This window comes from Paucibacter sp. XJ19-41 (assembly GCF_028462495.1).
GTDB lineage: Bacteria > Pseudomonadota > Gammaproteobacteria > Burkholderiales > Burkholderiaceae_C > Roseateles_E.
On the sequence record NZ_JAQOWX010000056.1, the window covers coordinates 19,224 to 36,032 of the forward strand.

The following is a 16,809-nucleotide window of genomic DNA, read 5'->3' on the forward strand; positions in this document are numbered from 1 at the left end:
GCTATCCCACTGCATCAAACAAAAGGTGGCAGCGCCGGCGCTGACCACCACGAATTCCTTCAACCAGCGCGGATTTCGGGTATGCACGAAGCCTGCGAAGGTTTGGATAGCGCTATCCTACGCCCGAGTTCATCGCACCGTATCAGGGATAACACGCACCCATGTCAGGCACAACGCCCCCCAACAAGGCACGCCGGCGTCGCTCCAGCGGCCGCGCCACGCTGCAGGATGTGGCCCAGGCGGCCGGCGTCAGCCCCATCACCGTGTCGCGCGCGCTGCGTGGCGAACGCGCCGTCGCGCCGGAGCTGGTGGCCCGGGTGCAGGCGGCGGCGGCGCAGCTGGGCTATGTGCCCGACCCGGCCGCCCGTGCGCTGGCTTCCAGCCGCAGCTCCCAGGTCGCGGTGCTGATTCCGCTGCTCAGCAATGCCTTGTTCGTCGATCTGCTGGACGCCGCGCAGCGCGCCCTGCTCGCGGCCGGCTACCAGACCCTGATCGGCGTCACCCATTACGAGCCGAGCGAAGAGGAAGCCCTGCTGCGCAGCTATCTGCTGCATAGGCCGGCCGGCCTGATCGTGACCGGCTTCGACCGCACCGACGAGGCGCGTCGCCTGATCGAGGGCAGCGGCGTGCCCTGCGTGCATGTGATGGAGACGGTGGCGGCGGCCGGCACCTACAGCGTCGGCTTCTCGCAGGCCGATGCCGGCCAGGCCATGACCGAGGCCTTGCTGGCGCGCGGACGGCGCCAGATCGCGTTTGCCGCTGCCCAGCTCGACCCGCGCACGCTGCAGCGCAGCGAGGGCTATCGGCGCGCGCTGCAGGCGGCCGGCCGCTACCGGCCGGAGCTGGAATTCCTGAACCCGGAGCGCTCCTCGCTGGCGCTGGGCGGCGCGCTGCTGGAGCAGGTCTTGCGCGAGGCCCCCGAGGTCGACGCGATCTTCTTCAACAACGACGACCTGGCCCAGGGCGCCTTGCTGGCCGCGCTGCGCCTGGGCATCCAGGTGCCCGAGCGCCTCGCAGTGGCCGGTTTCAATGACCTGACCGGCAGCGAGCAGATGCTGCCGCCGCTGTCCACCGTGCGCACCCCGCGCAGCGAGATCGGCGCCGAAGCGGCGGCCATGCTGATCAAGCTGATGCGCGGCGAGGCAGTGGCCGCGCCGCAGCTGGACCTGGGCTACCAGGTGCTGTTGCGCGGCAGCTGCTGACGCGCCCTACTCGGCCGGTACCACCTGCGCGGCAGGCTCGGCCACATCGGCTGGCTTGGGCTTGCGATCCCGCACCAGATACGAGTACAGCACCGGCACCACCACCAGGGTCAAGAGGGTCGAGGTGATGACGCCGCCGATGATGGCCCGGCCCATCGGTGCCTGGATCTCGCCACCATCGTTCAGCGCGATCGCCATCGGCAGCATGCCGAACACCATCGCGGCGGTCGTCATGATGATGGGCCGCATCCGTATCAGGCCGGCCTGCAGCAGGGCGTCCGCCACCGTGGCACCAGCCTTGCGCGCATGGTTGGCGAAGTCCACCAGCAGGATGGCGTTCTTGGTCACCAGGCCCATCAGCATCACCAGGCCAATCATCGAGAACACATTGAGCGTGGTGTTGGTCAGCAGCAGGGCCAGCATCACGCCGATCAGCGACAGCGGCAGCGAGGCCATGATGGCGATGGGCTGCACAAAGCTGCCGAACTGGCTGGCCAGCACGATGTAGATGAAGATCACCGCCAGCGCCATCGCGCCCATCAGGCCGCCAAAGGCCTCGGCCTGCTCCTTGCCGGCGCCGTCGACCATGAAGCTGGTGCCCGGCGGCAGCTGGGTCTGCTTCAGCAGCTTCTGCACATCGGCATTGACATCGCCCGAGGGCCGGCCCTGCACGCCGGCATAGACGGCCTCGCGGCGCTGCAGGTTCTGGCGTCGAATCACCTCGGGATTGAAGACCTGCTCGATGTCGGCCACCTGGTCCAGCGCGATCGGCGAGCCGTCGCGGGCAAAGGCCACCGGCAGCTTGGCCATCTGCTCGACCCGCTCGCGCTGCTCGCGCGGCAGACGCAGCAGCACCTCGACCTGGTTGCCGTCCGGCGTGCTCCAGTGGGTCGCGACATCGCCGTTGACATAGGCGCGCAGCGAGGCCGCGACCTGGGGCGCGGTCAGGCCCAGCTCGCGGATCGCCGAGTCCTTCAGCCGCACCGCGAACGCCGGCAGGCCGGGTTTGACGGTGGTCTCGACATCGACCGCGCCGGGCACCTTCTTGATCGCCTCGACCAGGTCCTTGGCCGCCTGGGTCAGCACCTCGGGGTCATTGCCGAGAATGGTGATCCAGATCGGTCGGTCAAAGCCGACGCTGACCTCGATGCCGGGGATCTTGGCGATGTCGGCGCGGATCGCGTCCTCGATCTCTTTTTGCGTGCGCTGGCGGTCCTTGCGATCCTTCAGCGTGATGTTCAGCACCGCCTGGTTGCGGCCGGTAGCCATGCCCTCGCCGGTGCTGCCGACCACGGTGGAGACGGTCTTGATGTCCGGATAGCCCATCAGGATCTCCTCGACCTGCTGCACCTTGGCCGAGCCGCGCTCCAGGCTGGTCGCGACCGGCATGCGCAGATTGATCGCGGTGAAGCCCTCGTCGGTCTGCGGAATGAACTCGCTGCCGACCAGCGGTGTCAGGCCCAGCGCCAGCACAAAGCTCAAGACCCCGCCGCCCATCACCAGGCCACGCGGCGTGATCGTTGCCATGCGCAGGCGGCGCGGCTGGCCGCGGTCGCGCCGGCCCTCGGCGTCGAAGGGCCGGGCGAACACCGGCAGCCAGGCGCGGTAGCGCCGCGCCGAGAAGGCCCAGCGGATCAGGCGCTCATAGGCATCGTGCAGCCAGTCCATGCCGCGGTCGGTGCCGTTGATCAGCTGGCGCAGCACCGGCAGCTTCTTCAGCCGGTTGCTCGGTGGATCGGGCCAGATGCTGGACAGCATCGGGTCGAGCGTGAAGCTGACGAACAGCGACACCAGCACGGCCACCACCACGGTGATGCCGAAGGGGTAGAAGAACTTGCCGATGATGCCGCCCATGAAGGCCACCGGCACGAACACCGCGCAGATCGCGAAGGTGGTCGCCATCACGGCCAGGCCGATCTCATTGGTGCCGTCCTCGGCCGCGCGGTGGTGGTCCTTGCCCATGCCGACATGGCGCACGATGTTCTCGCGCACCACGATGGCATCATCGATCAGCAAGCCGATGCACAGGCTCAGCGCCATCATCGTCATGAAGTTCAGCGTGAAGCCGAAGGCGTGGACCGCGATGAAGCTGGAGATCACCGCAATCGGCAGCGTCAGGCCGGTGATGATGGTCGAGCGCCAGCTGTGCAGGAACAGGAAGACGATGGCCACGGTCAGCAGCGCGCCCTCGATCAGCGTGTGCTGCAAGCCCTTCAGCGAGCCCTTGACGAAGTCGCTGCTCGCATAGATCAGGCTCAGCTCCACATCCTTGGGCAGGGTCTTGCGCAGCTCCTCGGCCGCCTCTTTCACCGCATCGCCGGTCTTGACGATATTGGCGTCCTGCTGCTTGAAGACATTGAAGCTGACCGCCGGCACGCCGTTGATGCGGGCCACGCTGTCGGGCTCGCGCTCGCGCTCGACCAGGGTGCCGAGATCGGCCAGGGTCAGCACCAGCGAGCCGCGGCGCGCCACGACGATCTGCGCGAACTGCTTCGGGTCCTTGACCCGGCCCTCGACGCGCAGGATGGCGTCCGAGCGGCCGTCCGACAGCAGGCCCACCGGCTGGTCGGTATTGGCCTCGGCCAGGGCCTTGGCGATCTCGGCCGGCGTCACGCCATAGGCGCGCAGGCGCAGCGGATCCAGATCGATGCGCACCTCGCGCGACACCAGGCCGCCGACATCGACCTTGGCCACGCCCTCGACCCTGCCCAGGCGCTTGGCCACGGTCAGCTCGCCCAGCATCGACAGCTCGCGCGCCGGCCGGGTCTTGCTCATCAGCGCCAGCACCACCACCGGCTCGGCGTTCTCGCCCTGGAAGCGCGAGACCGCCGGCGGCTTCACATCCTCGGGAAACACCGCCTGGGCCAGCGCGACGCGGTCACGCAGGTCCTGCATGGCCCGGCTCATATCGGTGTCGAGCGTGAACTCGGCACTGAGCTGGGCCCGGCCCTCGAAGCTGCGCGACTGGATGCGCTTGACGCCGGCAATCGTGTTGATCGTCTCCTCCAGCGGCTTGGCGACCTCGCGCTCCACCGCCTCGGGGCTGGCGCCGGGATAGCGCACATCGATCCAGGCGCCCGGCAGGCTGATGTCGGGCGTCTGCTCGACGCCCAGCTTGGCATAGGAAAACAGGCCCAGCACGCACAGGGCCACCATCACCATGGTCGCAAAGACCGGGTTCTGGATCGAGATTCGGGTCATCCACATGGCCGACTCCTCTTTCTTTTTATGTTTTATTGAGCGGCTGCGCTGCTGGCGGCGCTGGCGACCTTGTTGGCCTTGCTCGCGACGATGCTGGCCTTGGCACCCTCGCGCAGATTGTCAAAACGCGCTGCCAGCACCTGGGCCTCGGGCGCCAAGCCTTGCAGGATCTCGACCCGGCCTTCGCGCGCGTCCTTGCGGCCGGTCGTCACGATGCGCCGCACCAGCGCGCCCTGCTCGATCATCCAGACCTGCTCCTGGCCGGAGTTGCTGCTGATCGCGCCCTGCGGTACGGTCAGGCGGCGGGTCTCGTCGGGCAACTCGACCCGCGCCACCGCATATTGGCCGGCGCGGAACAGTTCCTTGGGATTGGCCAGCTCCAGCGTCACGACGATGGAGCGGGTGCCGGGCTCGGCGGCCGGCGCGATGCGGGCGATCTGGGCCTCGACGGTCTCGTCCACGCCCTCGACCCGTACCTGCACCGTCATGCCGGGCTTGAGCCGGCTGACCTCGTGCGTGCCGACCAAGCCGGCCAGTTCCAGCTTGCTCAGATCGACGATGGACAGGATCTGCTGCTCTTCGGCGAGCTTTTCGCCCGGCAGCGCATGGCGCTTGGACACCAGGCCGTTGATCGGCGCGATCAGCGCCGCCTGGCGCAGCAGCACCTGGCTGGTGTCGAGCTGGGCCTTGGCGGCCAAGGTCTGGGCGCGTGCGGCTTCCAGCGCGGCGCGCGAGGTTTCCAGCGCGGTCGGCGCGATGAAGTTCTGCGCCGCCAGGCCCTCGTTGGCCTGGTGCTGGCGCTCGGCCTGGGCCTGCTGGGCGCGCGCCGATTCCACCGTGGCGCTGCGCTCGGCCACGCGCAGCCTTTGTTCTTCCAGGTCCACCTGACCCAGTGCCTGGCCGGCGCGCACCCGGCTGCCCTCACCCACCGACAGGCTCAGCAAGGTGCCGCTGGCCTTGCTGCGCACGATCACCGTGCCCGGTGCCACCAGCGGACCCGAAAACTCGATCAAGCCGGGCATCGCCGCCAGGCTGGGCTTGACCACCTCGGAGGGCACGAACTCCAGCGCCACCTGGGCCTTTTTGTCCTCGCCCTTCTTGTCATCCCCCTTGGACGCCCAGACCGCCACGCCCGCGCCGCCAGCCAGCACCACGGCCGCCAATCCCCCATAAAGCCATTGCTTGCGCATGGTCTACCCCACTTCTGTCTCTAGCCGAAAGTGGCCGCAGTGTAGGGAGATGATTCTGAACTTAAAGAGGCGCTGCGACGAACTGCAGATTGCTAGGCACGACTTGCGTTGGACACAGACAAGTCCAGTTGCTCGTGCCGGTGGCTGAGCCAGCAGCACCAGGCCCCGCCGAGTGCGGCAACGCTGGCGGCCCAGAACACCGCCGCATAGCCCCAGCGCGCCGCCAGCCAGGCGCCGCCCAGGCCGCCGATCACGCCCGAGAAGCCATAGCCCAGCACCGAATACAGGGCCTGGCCGCGGCCGCGCAGCCGGCCCGGAAAGTAGCGCGTGATCAGGCTGATGCAGACCGTGTGCTGGGCCGCGAAGGTGATCGCGTGCAGGCATTGCGCCAGCACCAGCACCCACAGGCTGGCGCCGAAGCCGGCCGTCAGCGCAAAGCGCAGCGCGCTCAGCAGCGCCGCCGCCAGCAGCCAGCGATGCGGCGCCGCGCGGTCCAGCAGCCGGCCCTGGAAGCCGAACCAGGCGATCTCGGCCAGCACCGAGGCCGCCCACAGCAGCCCCACCCATTGCTTGCCATAGCCCAGCGCGTCCAGATAGAGGCTGAAGAAGGCATAGAGCGCGGCATGGGCCAGCACGGTCAGGAACACGCCGGCAAAGAACCAGCGCACCGCCGGCCGACGCAGCACTGCGCCGATCGGCTCGCCGGCCTCCTGCGCATGCACGGCCGCCGGCTGCTGCGGCAGCCGCCAGGCCGCCAGCACGATCAGGCCCAGCAGCACCAGCGTGGTGGCCGCGAAGGCGCGCAGGCCGACCTGCTGATACCACCAGCCCGCCAGCACCACGCTGGCCAGAAAACCCACCGAGCCCCAGACCCGCACCCGGCCGTAACGGCGCACATCCATCGCCCCGTCGGCGCGCATCAGCTGGGCCGCGACCACGGTCTCGGTCAGTGGCACGATGGCCGCATTGAAGCTGAACATCAGAAAGACCGAGGCCGCCAGCAGCGCGAAATGCGGCGGCAGCACAAAGCCGATCGCGGCCACGAAGCTGGCCAGCGCGGCCCAGCGAATGATGGCCACGCGCTGGCCCGTGCGGTCGGCCAGCGCGCCCCAAAGATAGGGTGCGAACAGCCGCGTCCAGCTCTGCAGCGAGACCAGCAGGCCGATTGCGAACACCGACAGCCCAAGCTCCTTGTACCAGAGCGGAGCATAGGGATTGAAGCCGCCGATGGCTGCGAAATAGGCGCAGGACAGCGCCGCGCTGGCCGCCAGCGCGCGGCGCGAGGCCGCTGCCTCGGCCATGCTCAGCGGCTGGCGGGGATGGGCGGGATCGGCAGCGTCACATCGCCGCACTGGGCGCGGTGGCGCAGCGCATGGTCCATCAGCACCAGGGCCAGCATGGCCTCGGCGATCGGCGTCGCGCGTATGCCCACGCAGGGGTCGTGGCGGCCGAAGGTCTCGACCTGGGTCGGGTTGCCGGCCCGGTCGATCGAGGCCTTGGGCGTGCGGATCGAGCTGGTCGGCTTGATCGCGATCGAGGCCCAGATGTCCTGGCCGGTCGAGATGCCGCCCACCATGCCGCCGCTGTGATTGCTGGCAAAGCCGGCCGGGCTCAGCTCGTCGCCATGGTGGCTGCCGCGCTGGCCCACCACCGCGAAGCCGTCGCCGATCTCGACGCCGCGCACCGCATTGATGCCCATCAGCGCATAGGCGATCTCGGCGTCGAGCTTGTCGAACAGCGGCTCGCCCAAGCCCACCGGCACGCCGGTGGCCTCGACCCGGATGCGCGCGCCGACCGAATCGCCGTCACGGCGCAGCGCGTCCATATAGGCCTCGAGCTCGGCAATCTTGCTGCTATTGGCCGCGAAGAAGGGGTTGTTGCCCACATGCTCCCAGCCCTCGAACGGGATCTCCAGCTCGCCCAGCTGCGTCATGCAGCCACGGAATTCGCAACCGAACTTCTCCTTCAGCCATTTGCGCGCCACCGCGCCGGCACCGACCATCGGAGCGGTCAGCCGCGCCGAGGCCCGGCCGCCGCCGCGCGGGTCGCGCAGCCCGTACTTGCGCCAGTAGCTGTAGTCGGCATGGCCGGGTCGGAAGGTGTCGAGGATATTGCCGTAGTCCTTGCTGCGCTGATCGGTATTGCGTATCAAGAGGCAGATCGGCGTGCCGGTGGTCAGGCCCTCATAGACGCCGGACAGGATCTCGACCGCGTCGGGTTCGTTGCGCTGGGTCACATGGCGGCTGGTGCCAGGGCGACGACGGTCCAGCTCGGGCTGGATATCGGCCTCGCTCAAGCGCATCCCCGGCGGGCAGCCATCGATCACGCAACCGATCGCAGGCCCATGGCTTTCGCCGAAATTGGTGACGCGGAACAACTCGCCGAAGGTGCTGCCTGACATGGATTGCGTGCCTAGATCTCGATGCGGGAGGCGCCGATTCTACGGGGGCCTGTTCTTCAGTAAGGGCGACCGTCCTTGTGGGTGAACAGATAGCCCTGGTCCGAGACTGTCACGGCGAGATCGTCGTCGGGATAGCTGGCCTGGTCGTCCGGGCTGCGGTCACCGACTTCCAGATACCAAACATCCTCGCTCGTGTCATTGCGCAGCTGGTGGGCATCGCCGCTGCCGGCCCTGAAGCCAGCGCACATGCCGGGCGCCAACGCAGTAGCGCCTGCGTCGGTCAGCAAGGTGGGTCGGCCCTCCAGGATGTAGACAAATTCGTCCTGGCGCGTATGGTGGTGACGGGCCGATGAGACCGCACCGGGTCGCAGCCGCGTCAGATTGACGCCGAAATTACTCAAGCCGAAGGCATCGCCCAGACGGCGCTTCTCACGGCCGCTGACCCAGCTGGCAAAGGGTTCGGGATAGTGGGTCTGTTTGGCGTGCAGGGGCACATCGAGCGCGACCATTGCGGCCTTGCTTGCGGCATCGGATGCCGACGGCTCACCGGATTGCATGCAGAACTCCTTGACTCGATGGAACGCCTGCCGACAGCACCTGCGCTACGGCCTCGATCACCAGGGCCGGCTCCGACATCTGCGGGAAATGCCCGCTGCGCTCGGCGAGCAGCTGGACGCCTTGCGGTGACAGCGCCAGCAGGCCTTGCTGGTGGCGCCGGCGCAGGTCCAGCGCGGCGGCCGACGTCATCCAGCCGGGCAGGGTCTTGGCGCCGGTGATCACCCGCAGCGGCACGGCAGGGAACGGTGGCGCGGCGGCGATCTGGGCGACGGTCTGCCGCTCCTGGCTGACTTCGTCATTCGGGTCGGGGCGCGAGAACAGGTTCAGCAGCCGGTTGACGGCCCGCTGGGCCGCCGTCTGATGCTCGCGCATCGAACCGACATCGGCCGGCGCCGTGGCTTCCAGCAGCACGACGCCCATCACCTCTTCGGGGTGCAGGCGCGCAAACAGATTCGCATGCAGGCCGCCAAAGGAATGGCCCAGCAGCAGATAAGGGCCGGGCAGCGCCAGCGCGCCGAGCAGGCCGCGCAGCAGGGCCACCGCGGCCGCGCCGGTCTGCGGCGTGGTCGGTTTGGCGCTGCCGCCAACGCCGGGACGGTCATAGGCCAGCACCCGGCTGCCCAGCTGAGCGATCTGCGGATAGAGCTTGTACCAGGCCTCCAAGGGGCCGCCCGAACCGTTGATCAGCACGATGACCGGACCCTCGCCCTCGCCCGCCAGCGTGTAGCACAGGCGCTGGCCGGCGATCGTCAGTTCTTGCTTGCTCGGGAGATGTTTCATCGCTGGTTTGCGGTGTTGAAGTCAATGCATTGGCATCAAGGCGAGCACCTCGCTCGCCATCCGGGCCGCCGCGCCGCCGTGCTGGGCGGCAAAGGCCTGGGCCTGGGCGCTGGCCTCGGCACGGCGCGCCGGCAGCACGGCCAGATGCAGGGCCTGCACCAGGGCCTGCGGCATATCGGCCACCCGGCGCGCCGCGCCTGCCGTCTCGGCCAGCTCGGCCGCCTCGGCGAAATTGAAGGTGCTGGGGCCCATCACCAGCGGGCAGCCGCAGGCGGCCGCCTCGATCAGGTTCTGGCCGCCCAGAGGCGCGAAGCTGCCGCCCAGCAGGGCCACATCGGCCAGGCCGTAGTACAGCGCCATCTCGCGCATGCTGTCGCCCAGCCAGGCATCGGCCTGCCAGGCCTCGGTCGGGGGCAGGTCTTGCCAGGCGCTGCGCCGGGCCAGGCTCAGGCCCTGCCCGGTGATCAGCGCGGCCACCTCGTCAAAGCGCTGCGGATGGCGCGGCACGATCAGCAGCAGGGGCCGGTCGGCGCCGCGCACCGCGCGCCAGGCCTGCAGCAGCAAGGCCTCCTCGCCCTCGCGGCTGACGGCCAGCAACAGCACCGGCCGCGCCAGCTGCGCCCGCCAGGCCCGGCCACGCGCCAGCAGCGTGGCATCGGGCTGCAGGTCGAACTTCAGATTGCCGCAGACCTCGATACGCGGCGCACCGCTGGCGCGCAGACGCTGCGCATCGGCCTCGGTCTGGGCCAGCACCAGGGCCAGACGCCGCGCCGCCGGGTGCAGCAGCCAGGCCAGACGCCGGCCCTGGCGCTCGCTCTTGGCCGACAGCCGGGCATTGGCCAGCACCATGGGCAGCCCGGCGCGGGCCGCCTCGTGCAGCAGCACCGGCCAGATCTCGGTCTCCATCAGCACGCCCGCCGCAGGCCGCCAGTGGCGCAGAAAGCGCCGCACCGCGCCCGGTGTGTCATAGGGCAGCCAGGTCTGGGCATCGCCGGCTTGCAGCAGCTTGGCGCCGGCCGCCAGACCGGTGGCGGTGCTGTGGGTCAGCAGCAGGCGCAGCCCTGGGCGTTGCGCCCGCAAGGCCGCCAGCAGCGCCGCGGCGGCCAGCGTCTCGCCCAGCGACACCGCATGGATCCACAAACGCCCGGTCTCACCGCTGGGCGCATCGAAGAACCCCAGCCGCGCGCCCAGGCGCTGCCGGTAGGCCGGCTCGGCGCCGCCACGCCGCCACAGGCGCAGCAGGTAGAGCGGCGTCAGCAGGCGCAACAGCGCCGCATAGACCCAGCGCGCCAGGGTCTCGGGCGGACGTTCCCGAGCGATCAATGGCCGGCCGCGAACACCGCGTCGGGCTTGATGCGCTTGAGCTGGGCCAGCACATCGTGCTGGATGCGCTCCAGCGCCTCGGGCGTGTGGCCCTCGAAGCGCAGCACCAGCACCGGCGTGGTGTTGGACGGACGGATCAGGCCGAAGCCGTCCTCGTACTCGACGCGCAGGCCGTCGATCGTGACCAGCTCCTTGGCGCCGGGGAAATCGGCCAGCGTGGCCAGGGCCTTGAGCTTGGTGACCACCTCGTGGTGCTCGCCCTCGGCGCAGGGCACATTGATCTCGGGCGTGTTGAAGCTGTTGGGCAGGGCCTTCAGCACCGCGCTCGGATCGGCCGAACGCGACAGGATTTCCAGCAGGCGGCCGGCGGTGTACATCGCATCGTCGAAGCCGTACCAGCGCTCGCTGAAGAAGATATGGCCGCTGAGCTCGCCGGCCAGCGGCGCGCCGGTTTCCTTCAGCTTGGCCTTGGCCAGCGAGTGGCCGGTCATCCACATCAGCGGACGGCCGCCATGCTCGCGGATCCAGGGCGCCAGGCGCTGCGTGCACTTGACGTCGAAGATGATCTCGGCGCCGGGCTGGCGCGTCAGGATATCGGCCGCGAACAGCATGATCTGGCGGTCCGGCATGATCATCTCGCCATCCTTGGTGACCACGCCCAGGCGGTCGCCGTCGCCGTCGAAGGCCAGGCCCAGCTCGGCGTCGCAGGCATGGACGATGCGCTTGAGGTCTTCCAGATTCTCGGGGCGCGAGGGATCGGGGTGGTGGTTGGGGAAGTCGCCATCGACCTTGGAGTAGATGTCGATCACCTCGCAGCCCAGTGCGCGCAGGATGGCCGGGGCGCTGGCGCCGGGGATGCCGTTGCCGCTGTCGACGACGATCTTCATCGGGCGCTTGAGCTTGCAGTCCTTGGCAATGCGGTGGGCGTACTCGGCAACGATGTCCATCTGGGCCGCGCGGCCCTTGCCGCTGGCGTAATCCTCAGCCTCGATGCGACGCTTCAGGCCCTGGATCTGCTCGCCATAGACGGCGGCGCCGGCCAGTACCATCTTGAAGCCGTTGTAATCCTTGGGGTTGTGGCTGCCGGTGACCATGATGCCGGACTTGCAGCCGTGCTTGGCGCGGGTCGCGGCCACGTAGTACAGCATCGGGGTCGTGACCGCGCCCAGGTCCACCACGTCCAGGCCGGTCGATTGCAGGCCGCGGATCAGCGCCGCCACCAGGCCGGGGCCGGAGAGGCGGCCGTCGCGGCCCACCGCCACCGCCTTCTCGCCAACGGCCTTGGCCTCGGTGCCGAAGGCACGGCCCAGGTGCTCGGCCAGCTCTTCGTTCAAGGTCTGACCGACCACACCACGGATGTCATAGGCCTTGAAGATGGAGGCGTGTACTTGCATGAGTTCCCTTTGTTGCGTTGCTTGTGATCGTCTTGCCCTGTGCGGGCTCGGGCGGATTGTAGGCAAGCCCCGTGCCAGTTCTGAGCGGCGGCCGGTACAAACAAGGGACGCCTGCCGTCGATTCGTCGCCGCCGCTGTCCAGTCGTCGCTTGCTGGCCGCCGGGGCAGCGCCGCGCTTTCTACACTGGCGACATGACAATTCAACAAGAACTCGCCACCGCCTGGCGCCGGCAATGGCGCTTGAGCAAGCAGCGCGACGAGGCGCTGTGGGCCCGGCTGCTGATCACCGCCCTGCTGGCGCTGGGCTTTGGCCTGGCGGTCACCGGGCTGGCGCTGCTGCTCAATGCCCGGGTGATGCAGTCCGGCGCCTGGGTCCATGTGCTGCAGGAGAACCTGATCATCTCCGGCTGCGTCAGCTTCACCATCATGGCCGGCTACCGGCTGCTGGAGCTCGCGCTCAGCGAGGCCTGGCTGGCTCGCATCAACGCCGACCGTGGCGGGCTGTCGGTGCTGGTGCATGCCGGCCTGGTCATCGTCTGCATGCTGCTCGGTGGTGCGCTGGGCCTGACCCTGCTGGGCTGGCTGCTGCAGCTCGACAGCTGGGCCTTCATTGCGCGCCGGCCGCAGACGGTGCTGGAGTTCCTCGTCATCGGCCTGGTGATCTCGCTGATCTCCAGCCTGTGCTGGCAATGGCGGCTGCGCGCCCAGGCCCGCCAGCTGCGCGCCACCGAAGCCCAGCTGAAGCTGCTGCAGGCGCAGATCGAGCCACATTTCCTGTTCAACACCCTGGCCACCGTGCACAGCCTGATGGAGCAGGACGCGCCGCGCGCCAAGCGCATGCTGGAATCCTTCACCGACTATCTGCGTGCCAGCCTGGGCCAGCTGCGCAGCGCCGATGCGACGCTGGCCACCGAGCTGGCGATGGCCGACAGCTATCTGCAGCTGATGCAGGCCCGCATGGACGAGCGGCTGCGCTATGTCATCAGCGCCGAGCCGGCCGCCCGCGAGGCCTTGCTGCCGCCGCTGCTGCTGCAGCCGCTGATCGAGAACGCCATCCATCACGGGCTGGAGCCCAAGCTGGATGGCGGTCAGGTCAGGGTCAGCGTCACGCTCGCCGAGGGCCGCTTGCGCATCGAGATCGCCGATGACGGGCTCGGCCTGAACGCCGCCCCCCGGGCGCGCCGCGGCGGCCATGGTCTGGCGCTGGAGAATATCCGCGCCCGCCTGCAGGCCCGCCATGGCGACGCCGCCGCCTTGCAGCTGCAGGCCGCTGCCGGTGGCGGCACCCTGGCCATCCTGACCCTGCCCTTCATCACCCAGACCCCATGAACCCAGTCCGTGCCCTGATCGCCGATGACGAACCCCATCTGGCCCAGTACCTGAAGACCCAGCTGACCCAGCTCTGGCCCGAGCTGGAGATCGTCGCGGTGGTGAAGAACGGCGTCGAAGCCGCCGCCCAGATCGCCGCGCTGGCGCCCGACATCGCCTTTCTGGACATCCAGATGCCCGGCCTGAGCGGCCTGGAGGTGGCCCAGGGCATCGAGGGCGCGACCCGCGTGGTCTTCGTCACCGCCTATGACGAGTACGCGGTCGAGGCCTTTGAGCAGGCCGCGCTCGACTATGTCTGCAAGCCCGTCAAGACCGAGCGCCTGGCCAAGACGGTCGAGCGCGTCAAGGCCGCGCTGCGGGCCGCACCGGCCGAGCCCGACGGCGCGCTGGCCGCGACGCTGCAGCGCCTGCTGCAGGAACAGCAGCCGGCCCCGCCGCGCCTGCGCTATGTTCGGGCCAGCCAGGGCGAGCTGATGCACCAGATCGATCTGGCCGAGGTGCTGTTCTTCCATGCCGACGAGAAGTACACCGTCGTGCAGACCCAGGCCGCCGAATACCTGATACGCACCGCCATCATCGAGCTGATGCCCCAGCTCGACCCCGAGCAGTTCTGCCAGATCCACCGCTCCACCGTCGTCAATCTGGCCCATCTGGCCGGCACCCGCCGCGACGAGGCCAGCCGGCTGTATGTGCGCATCAAAAACCACGCCCGCGAGCTGCCGGTCAGCCGCGCCTATGTCCATCTGTTCAAGGCCATGTGATCCCTATGTCAACAGACTCTAGCCTGCAAACCCTGTTGAAGAACCCCATCACCCTGGCCTGGGCGGCGCTGCTGCTGGCCGGCCTGCTGGAGATCGTCTGGGCCACCGCGATGAAGGCCTCCGAGGGCTTCACCCGCATGGGCATGGCAGCCCTGTGCTTCGCCGCCGCCTCGGCCAGCTTCGCGCTGCTGGGCCTGGCGATGAAGCAGCTGCCGCTGGGCACCGCCTACGCCGTCTGGACCGGCATCGGCGCCGTCGGCGCCGCCCTGCTGGGCATCCTGGTGTTCAAGGAGCCGGCTACCCTGTCCCGCATCGTCTGCATTGCGATGATTCTGGGCGGGATTGTGGGCTTGAAGGTGTTGAGTCGCTGAGCTGGGAGCGGCACAGGCTCACACCCGTTGGCCGACGCCGGAGCCGGCTGGATTCAACGCCTCGCTCAGCGCGGCGTTGATCTGGCGGATCAAGCGCCAATGAACGATCCACAGCGGCACGGCCAGCGCGCCGGCAATCGAGCCGATCGAATGAGGTAGCAAGGACACGATCTGCGCCGCGCACCAGCCCAGGCCGGACACCATGCCGAAGCTCTTGAACCGATGAAGCGCGGCATTGCCGACCGCCTCCTGCCGTAGGGACCCGGCCACGTTGGCGACGATGAAGAAGTCTTCGACGAAGTTGTAGGGGATCAGAAACATCAGCCAAACACTTCGTGGCGAAGCCTTTCGCGCGCCGGGACTCACCAGGCTCAGGCAGCGATACAGATCGCGGCAGTACAGAAAGACCGCCGCCAAAAACGTGGCGACAAGCACAAGGCTCCCAAACACGCCGAGGGTTTCAACCTCCTTGAAAACACCGCCGTCTGCGGCCGGATTCAGGAAGGGATAGGCCAAGGCATAGGCCACCAGGATCGTCAGCGCGATCTTGATGACGATGAGCGCGAGGTTCTTCATGCTCATGCCGGGCGATTGATGCTGGCTCGCCCGGCCCGGATTCGAAGACTCTGCGTCGTGGTTCGCATCGCAAGCATTCCTGGGGGCAAGACTCATGCGACGTTCTGGCCAATACGCCACAGCACGCCCGAGGGATCGGTGAGACAGAAATCCCGCATCCGCCAGGGCTGGCTCTCGACATCCGAAACCTTGACACCGTACTTGGTGCTCACGCCGCTTTGCTGGACCCTCTCCCACCATGCCTCAACATCCTCGACCAGGATGTGCATCATGAAATTCTCGGCCAGCCCTTCGGCACAGAAGTCTTGAAGCAGAAAGCTGACGTGATCCCAGTGGAAGTAGGCGACACCGCCGCCCTCCGACGCCATGGTGAAGCCCAGGTCTTGGTAGAACTGCTTGGAAAGATTGAAGTCCTTCGATGGCACAAAGGCCTTGATCTCGGTGACGCGGAGATTGGGCATGGTGATCTTGTCCTTCGGCGCCTACATGGTTTCCGCCAAATTGCGGCGGGGATCTCGTCTCGCCAGCTGCTGCGCGGCGACGAGTCTGCGGCCGCGATTCTCACTTGGAATCCAGGGGTGACGGCCCCCTCTGAAGAGGGACGGCGTGGCAGGCCCCGGCGGATGACAGCTGGCCGAGGATGCCTCCCCACCCAGATGTCCGTTTCCGGCCAGCCAGCGCCCAACATCTGCCTATCATCGCGGCCATGGATGCCACTTCTCCCGCCCGCGCTGCCGATCTGGACCCGGACAACTGCTACCCCGCCCTGCTGGCCCGCGATGCGCGCTTTGATGGGCACTGGTTTGTCGGCGTCACCTCGACCGGCATCTACTGCCGCCCGGTCTGCCGGGTGCGCGCGCCCAAGCGCGAGAACTGCCGCTTCTATGCCTCGGCGGCCCAGGCCGAGGCCGCGAGCTTTCGGCCCTGCATGAAATGCCGGCCCGAGCTGGCGCCGGCCGCCGGTGGGCTGACCTGGAGCGTGATGGACGCCTCGCGCACGCTGGCCCGGGCGGCGGCCCGCTGGCTGGACGACTGCAGCGACGAGCAGGCCTCGATGGAAGACCTGGCCGCCCATCTGGGCATCACCAGCCGCCATCTGCGCCGCATCTTCGCGGCCGAGCACGGGGTCACGCCGCTGCAGTATCTGCAGACCCGCCGCCTGCTGCTGGCCAAGCAGCTGCTCAGCGACACCACGCTGGCGATCACCGAGGTGGCCCATGCGGCCGGCTTTGCCAGCCTGCGGCGTTTCAACGCCGCCTTCATCGAGCACTACCGGCTGCAGCCCGGCGCGCTGCGCAAGCAGAGCAGCGCCGCCGACACCGGCGCTGCTACCGGCATCCTGCTGCGCCTGGGCTACCGCCCGCCTTATGCGGTGGACGCGTTGCTGGGCTTTCTGGCGCCGCGCGCGGTCGGCGGCGTCGAGCATGTGGACCCGCTCAAGCGCCGCATCGAGCGCACGCTGAGCCTGATGCACCGGGGCCGGCTGCACAGCGGCTGGCTCAGCGTGAGCTTCGACACGCAGCGCCACCAGGCCCTGGTCAACCTGTCGCCGGGCCTGTGGCCGGCCATCGCGAGCCTGCTGCCGTGGCTGCGGCGCTGGCTGGACCTGGACGCCGAGCCCAGCCGCATCGACGCGGCGCTGAAACCGGCCCTGGGCGAGCCGGCGGCCGAGGAGCTGGGCCTGCGCCTGCCCGGCTGCCTGGACCGCTACGAGCTGGCGGTG

General features: G+C 68.6%; 15 protein-coding genes. 5 read left to right on the plus strand and 10 right to left on the minus strand.

Going from position 1 to position 16,809, the window contains the following annotated elements:
• Positions 1-161 precede the first annotated feature (161 nt).
• Positions 162-1,202, plus strand: a complete 1,041-nt coding sequence (locus PO768_RS15580) for a LacI family DNA-binding transcriptional regulator (RefSeq protein WP_262972965.1) — start codon at positions 162-164, stop codon at positions 1,200-1,202.
• 6 nt (positions 1,203-1,208) lie between these two features.
• Here PO768_RS15580 and PO768_RS15585 read toward each other — a convergent pair whose 3' ends face one another.
• The 8 genes from PO768_RS15585 to PO768_RS15620 form a co-directional block, all read right to left on the minus strand.
• Positions 1,209-4,409 (minus strand): efflux RND transporter permease subunit, encoded by a 3,201-nt coding sequence (locus tag PO768_RS15585; RefSeq protein WP_272646776.1) that lies wholly within the window; start codon positions 4,407-4,409, stop codon positions 1,209-1,211.
• Between the two features lie 26 nt (positions 4,410-4,435).
• Complete coding sequence (locus PO768_RS15590; protein ID WP_272646777.1) at positions 4,436-5,593, minus strand: efflux RND transporter periplasmic adaptor subunit; 1,158 nt, start codon at positions 5,591-5,593, stop codon at positions 4,436-4,438.
• 92 nt (positions 5,594-5,685) lie between these two features.
• Positions 5,686-6,894, minus strand: a complete 1,209-nt coding sequence (locus PO768_RS15595) for an MFS transporter (RefSeq protein ID WP_272646778.1) — start codon at positions 6,892-6,894, stop codon at positions 5,686-5,688.
• A 2-nt stretch (positions 6,895-6,896) separates the two neighbouring features.
• A complete protein-coding gene (gene aroC, locus PO768_RS15600; protein WP_272646779.1) occupies positions 6,897-7,994 on the minus strand; it encodes a chorismate synthase in 1,098 nt (365 codons plus the stop codon).
• 56 nt (positions 7,995-8,050) lie between these two features.
• Positions 8,051-8,551, minus strand: a complete 501-nt coding sequence (locus tag PO768_RS15605) for a cupin domain-containing protein (RefSeq protein ID WP_272646780.1) — start codon at positions 8,549-8,551, stop codon at positions 8,051-8,053.
• On the minus strand, positions 8,538-9,332 hold the full coding sequence (locus tag PO768_RS15610; RefSeq protein WP_272646781.1) for an alpha/beta fold hydrolase: 795 nt from the start codon (positions 9,330-9,332) through the stop codon (positions 8,538-8,540). Before PO768_RS15610 ends, PO768_RS15605 begins: the two co-directional genes overlap by 14 nt.
• Positions 9,333-9,353: 21 nt before the next feature.
• Positions 9,354-10,655, minus strand: a complete 1,302-nt coding sequence (locus PO768_RS15615; RefSeq protein WP_272646782.1) for a 3-deoxy-D-manno-octulosonic acid transferase — start codon at positions 10,653-10,655, stop codon at positions 9,354-9,356.
• Positions 10,652-12,049: a phosphomannomutase/phosphoglucomutase gene (locus PO768_RS15620; protein ID WP_262972971.1), complete on the minus strand. Its 1,398-nt coding sequence runs from the start codon at positions 12,047-12,049 to the stop codon at positions 10,652-10,654. The genes PO768_RS15615 and PO768_RS15620 overlap by 4 nt, the downstream gene beginning before the upstream one ends.
• A gap of 192 nt (positions 12,050-12,241) precedes the next feature.
• Between PO768_RS15620 and PO768_RS15625 the strand changes: the two genes are divergently transcribed.
• Genes PO768_RS15625 through PO768_RS15635 form a run of 3 tightly spaced genes read left to right on the plus strand, consistent with a single transcriptional unit; the run spans position 12,242 to position 14,510 of the window.
• Entirely contained in the window at positions 12,242-13,378 is a 1,137-nt protein-coding gene (locus PO768_RS15625; protein ID WP_272646783.1) for a sensor histidine kinase, read from the plus strand.
• Complete coding sequence (locus PO768_RS15630) at positions 13,375-14,139, plus strand: LytR/AlgR family response regulator transcription factor (protein ID WP_272646784.1); 765 nt, start codon at positions 13,375-13,377, stop codon at positions 14,137-14,139. Before PO768_RS15625 ends, PO768_RS15630 begins: the two co-directional genes overlap by 4 nt.
• A gap of 53 nt (positions 14,140-14,192) precedes the next feature.
• Complete coding sequence (locus tag PO768_RS15635; RefSeq protein ID WP_272646788.1) at positions 14,193-14,510, plus strand: DMT family transporter; 318 nt, start codon at positions 14,193-14,195, stop codon at positions 14,508-14,510.
• Positions 14,511-14,528: 18 nt separating this feature from the next.
• Here PO768_RS15635 and PO768_RS15640 read toward each other — a convergent pair whose 3' ends face one another.
• Positions 14,529-15,182: a hypothetical protein gene (locus tag PO768_RS15640; protein WP_272646785.1), complete on the minus strand. Its 654-nt coding sequence runs from the start codon at positions 15,180-15,182 to the stop codon at positions 14,529-14,531.
• The gene (locus PO768_RS15645) at positions 15,179-15,547 is read right to left on the minus strand and encodes a VOC family protein (RefSeq protein ID WP_272646786.1); all 369 of its coding nucleotides are present in this window, start codon (positions 15,545-15,547) and stop codon (positions 15,179-15,181) included. The genes PO768_RS15640 and PO768_RS15645 overlap by 4 nt, the downstream gene beginning before the upstream one ends.
• A gap of 245 nt (positions 15,548-15,792) precedes the next feature.
• Between PO768_RS15645 and PO768_RS15650 the strand changes: the two genes are divergently transcribed.
• A partial coding sequence (locus tag PO768_RS15650) for a bifunctional transcriptional activator/DNA repair enzyme AdaA (protein WP_272646787.1) occupies positions 15,793-16,809 on the plus strand: 1,017 nt, incomplete at its 3' end.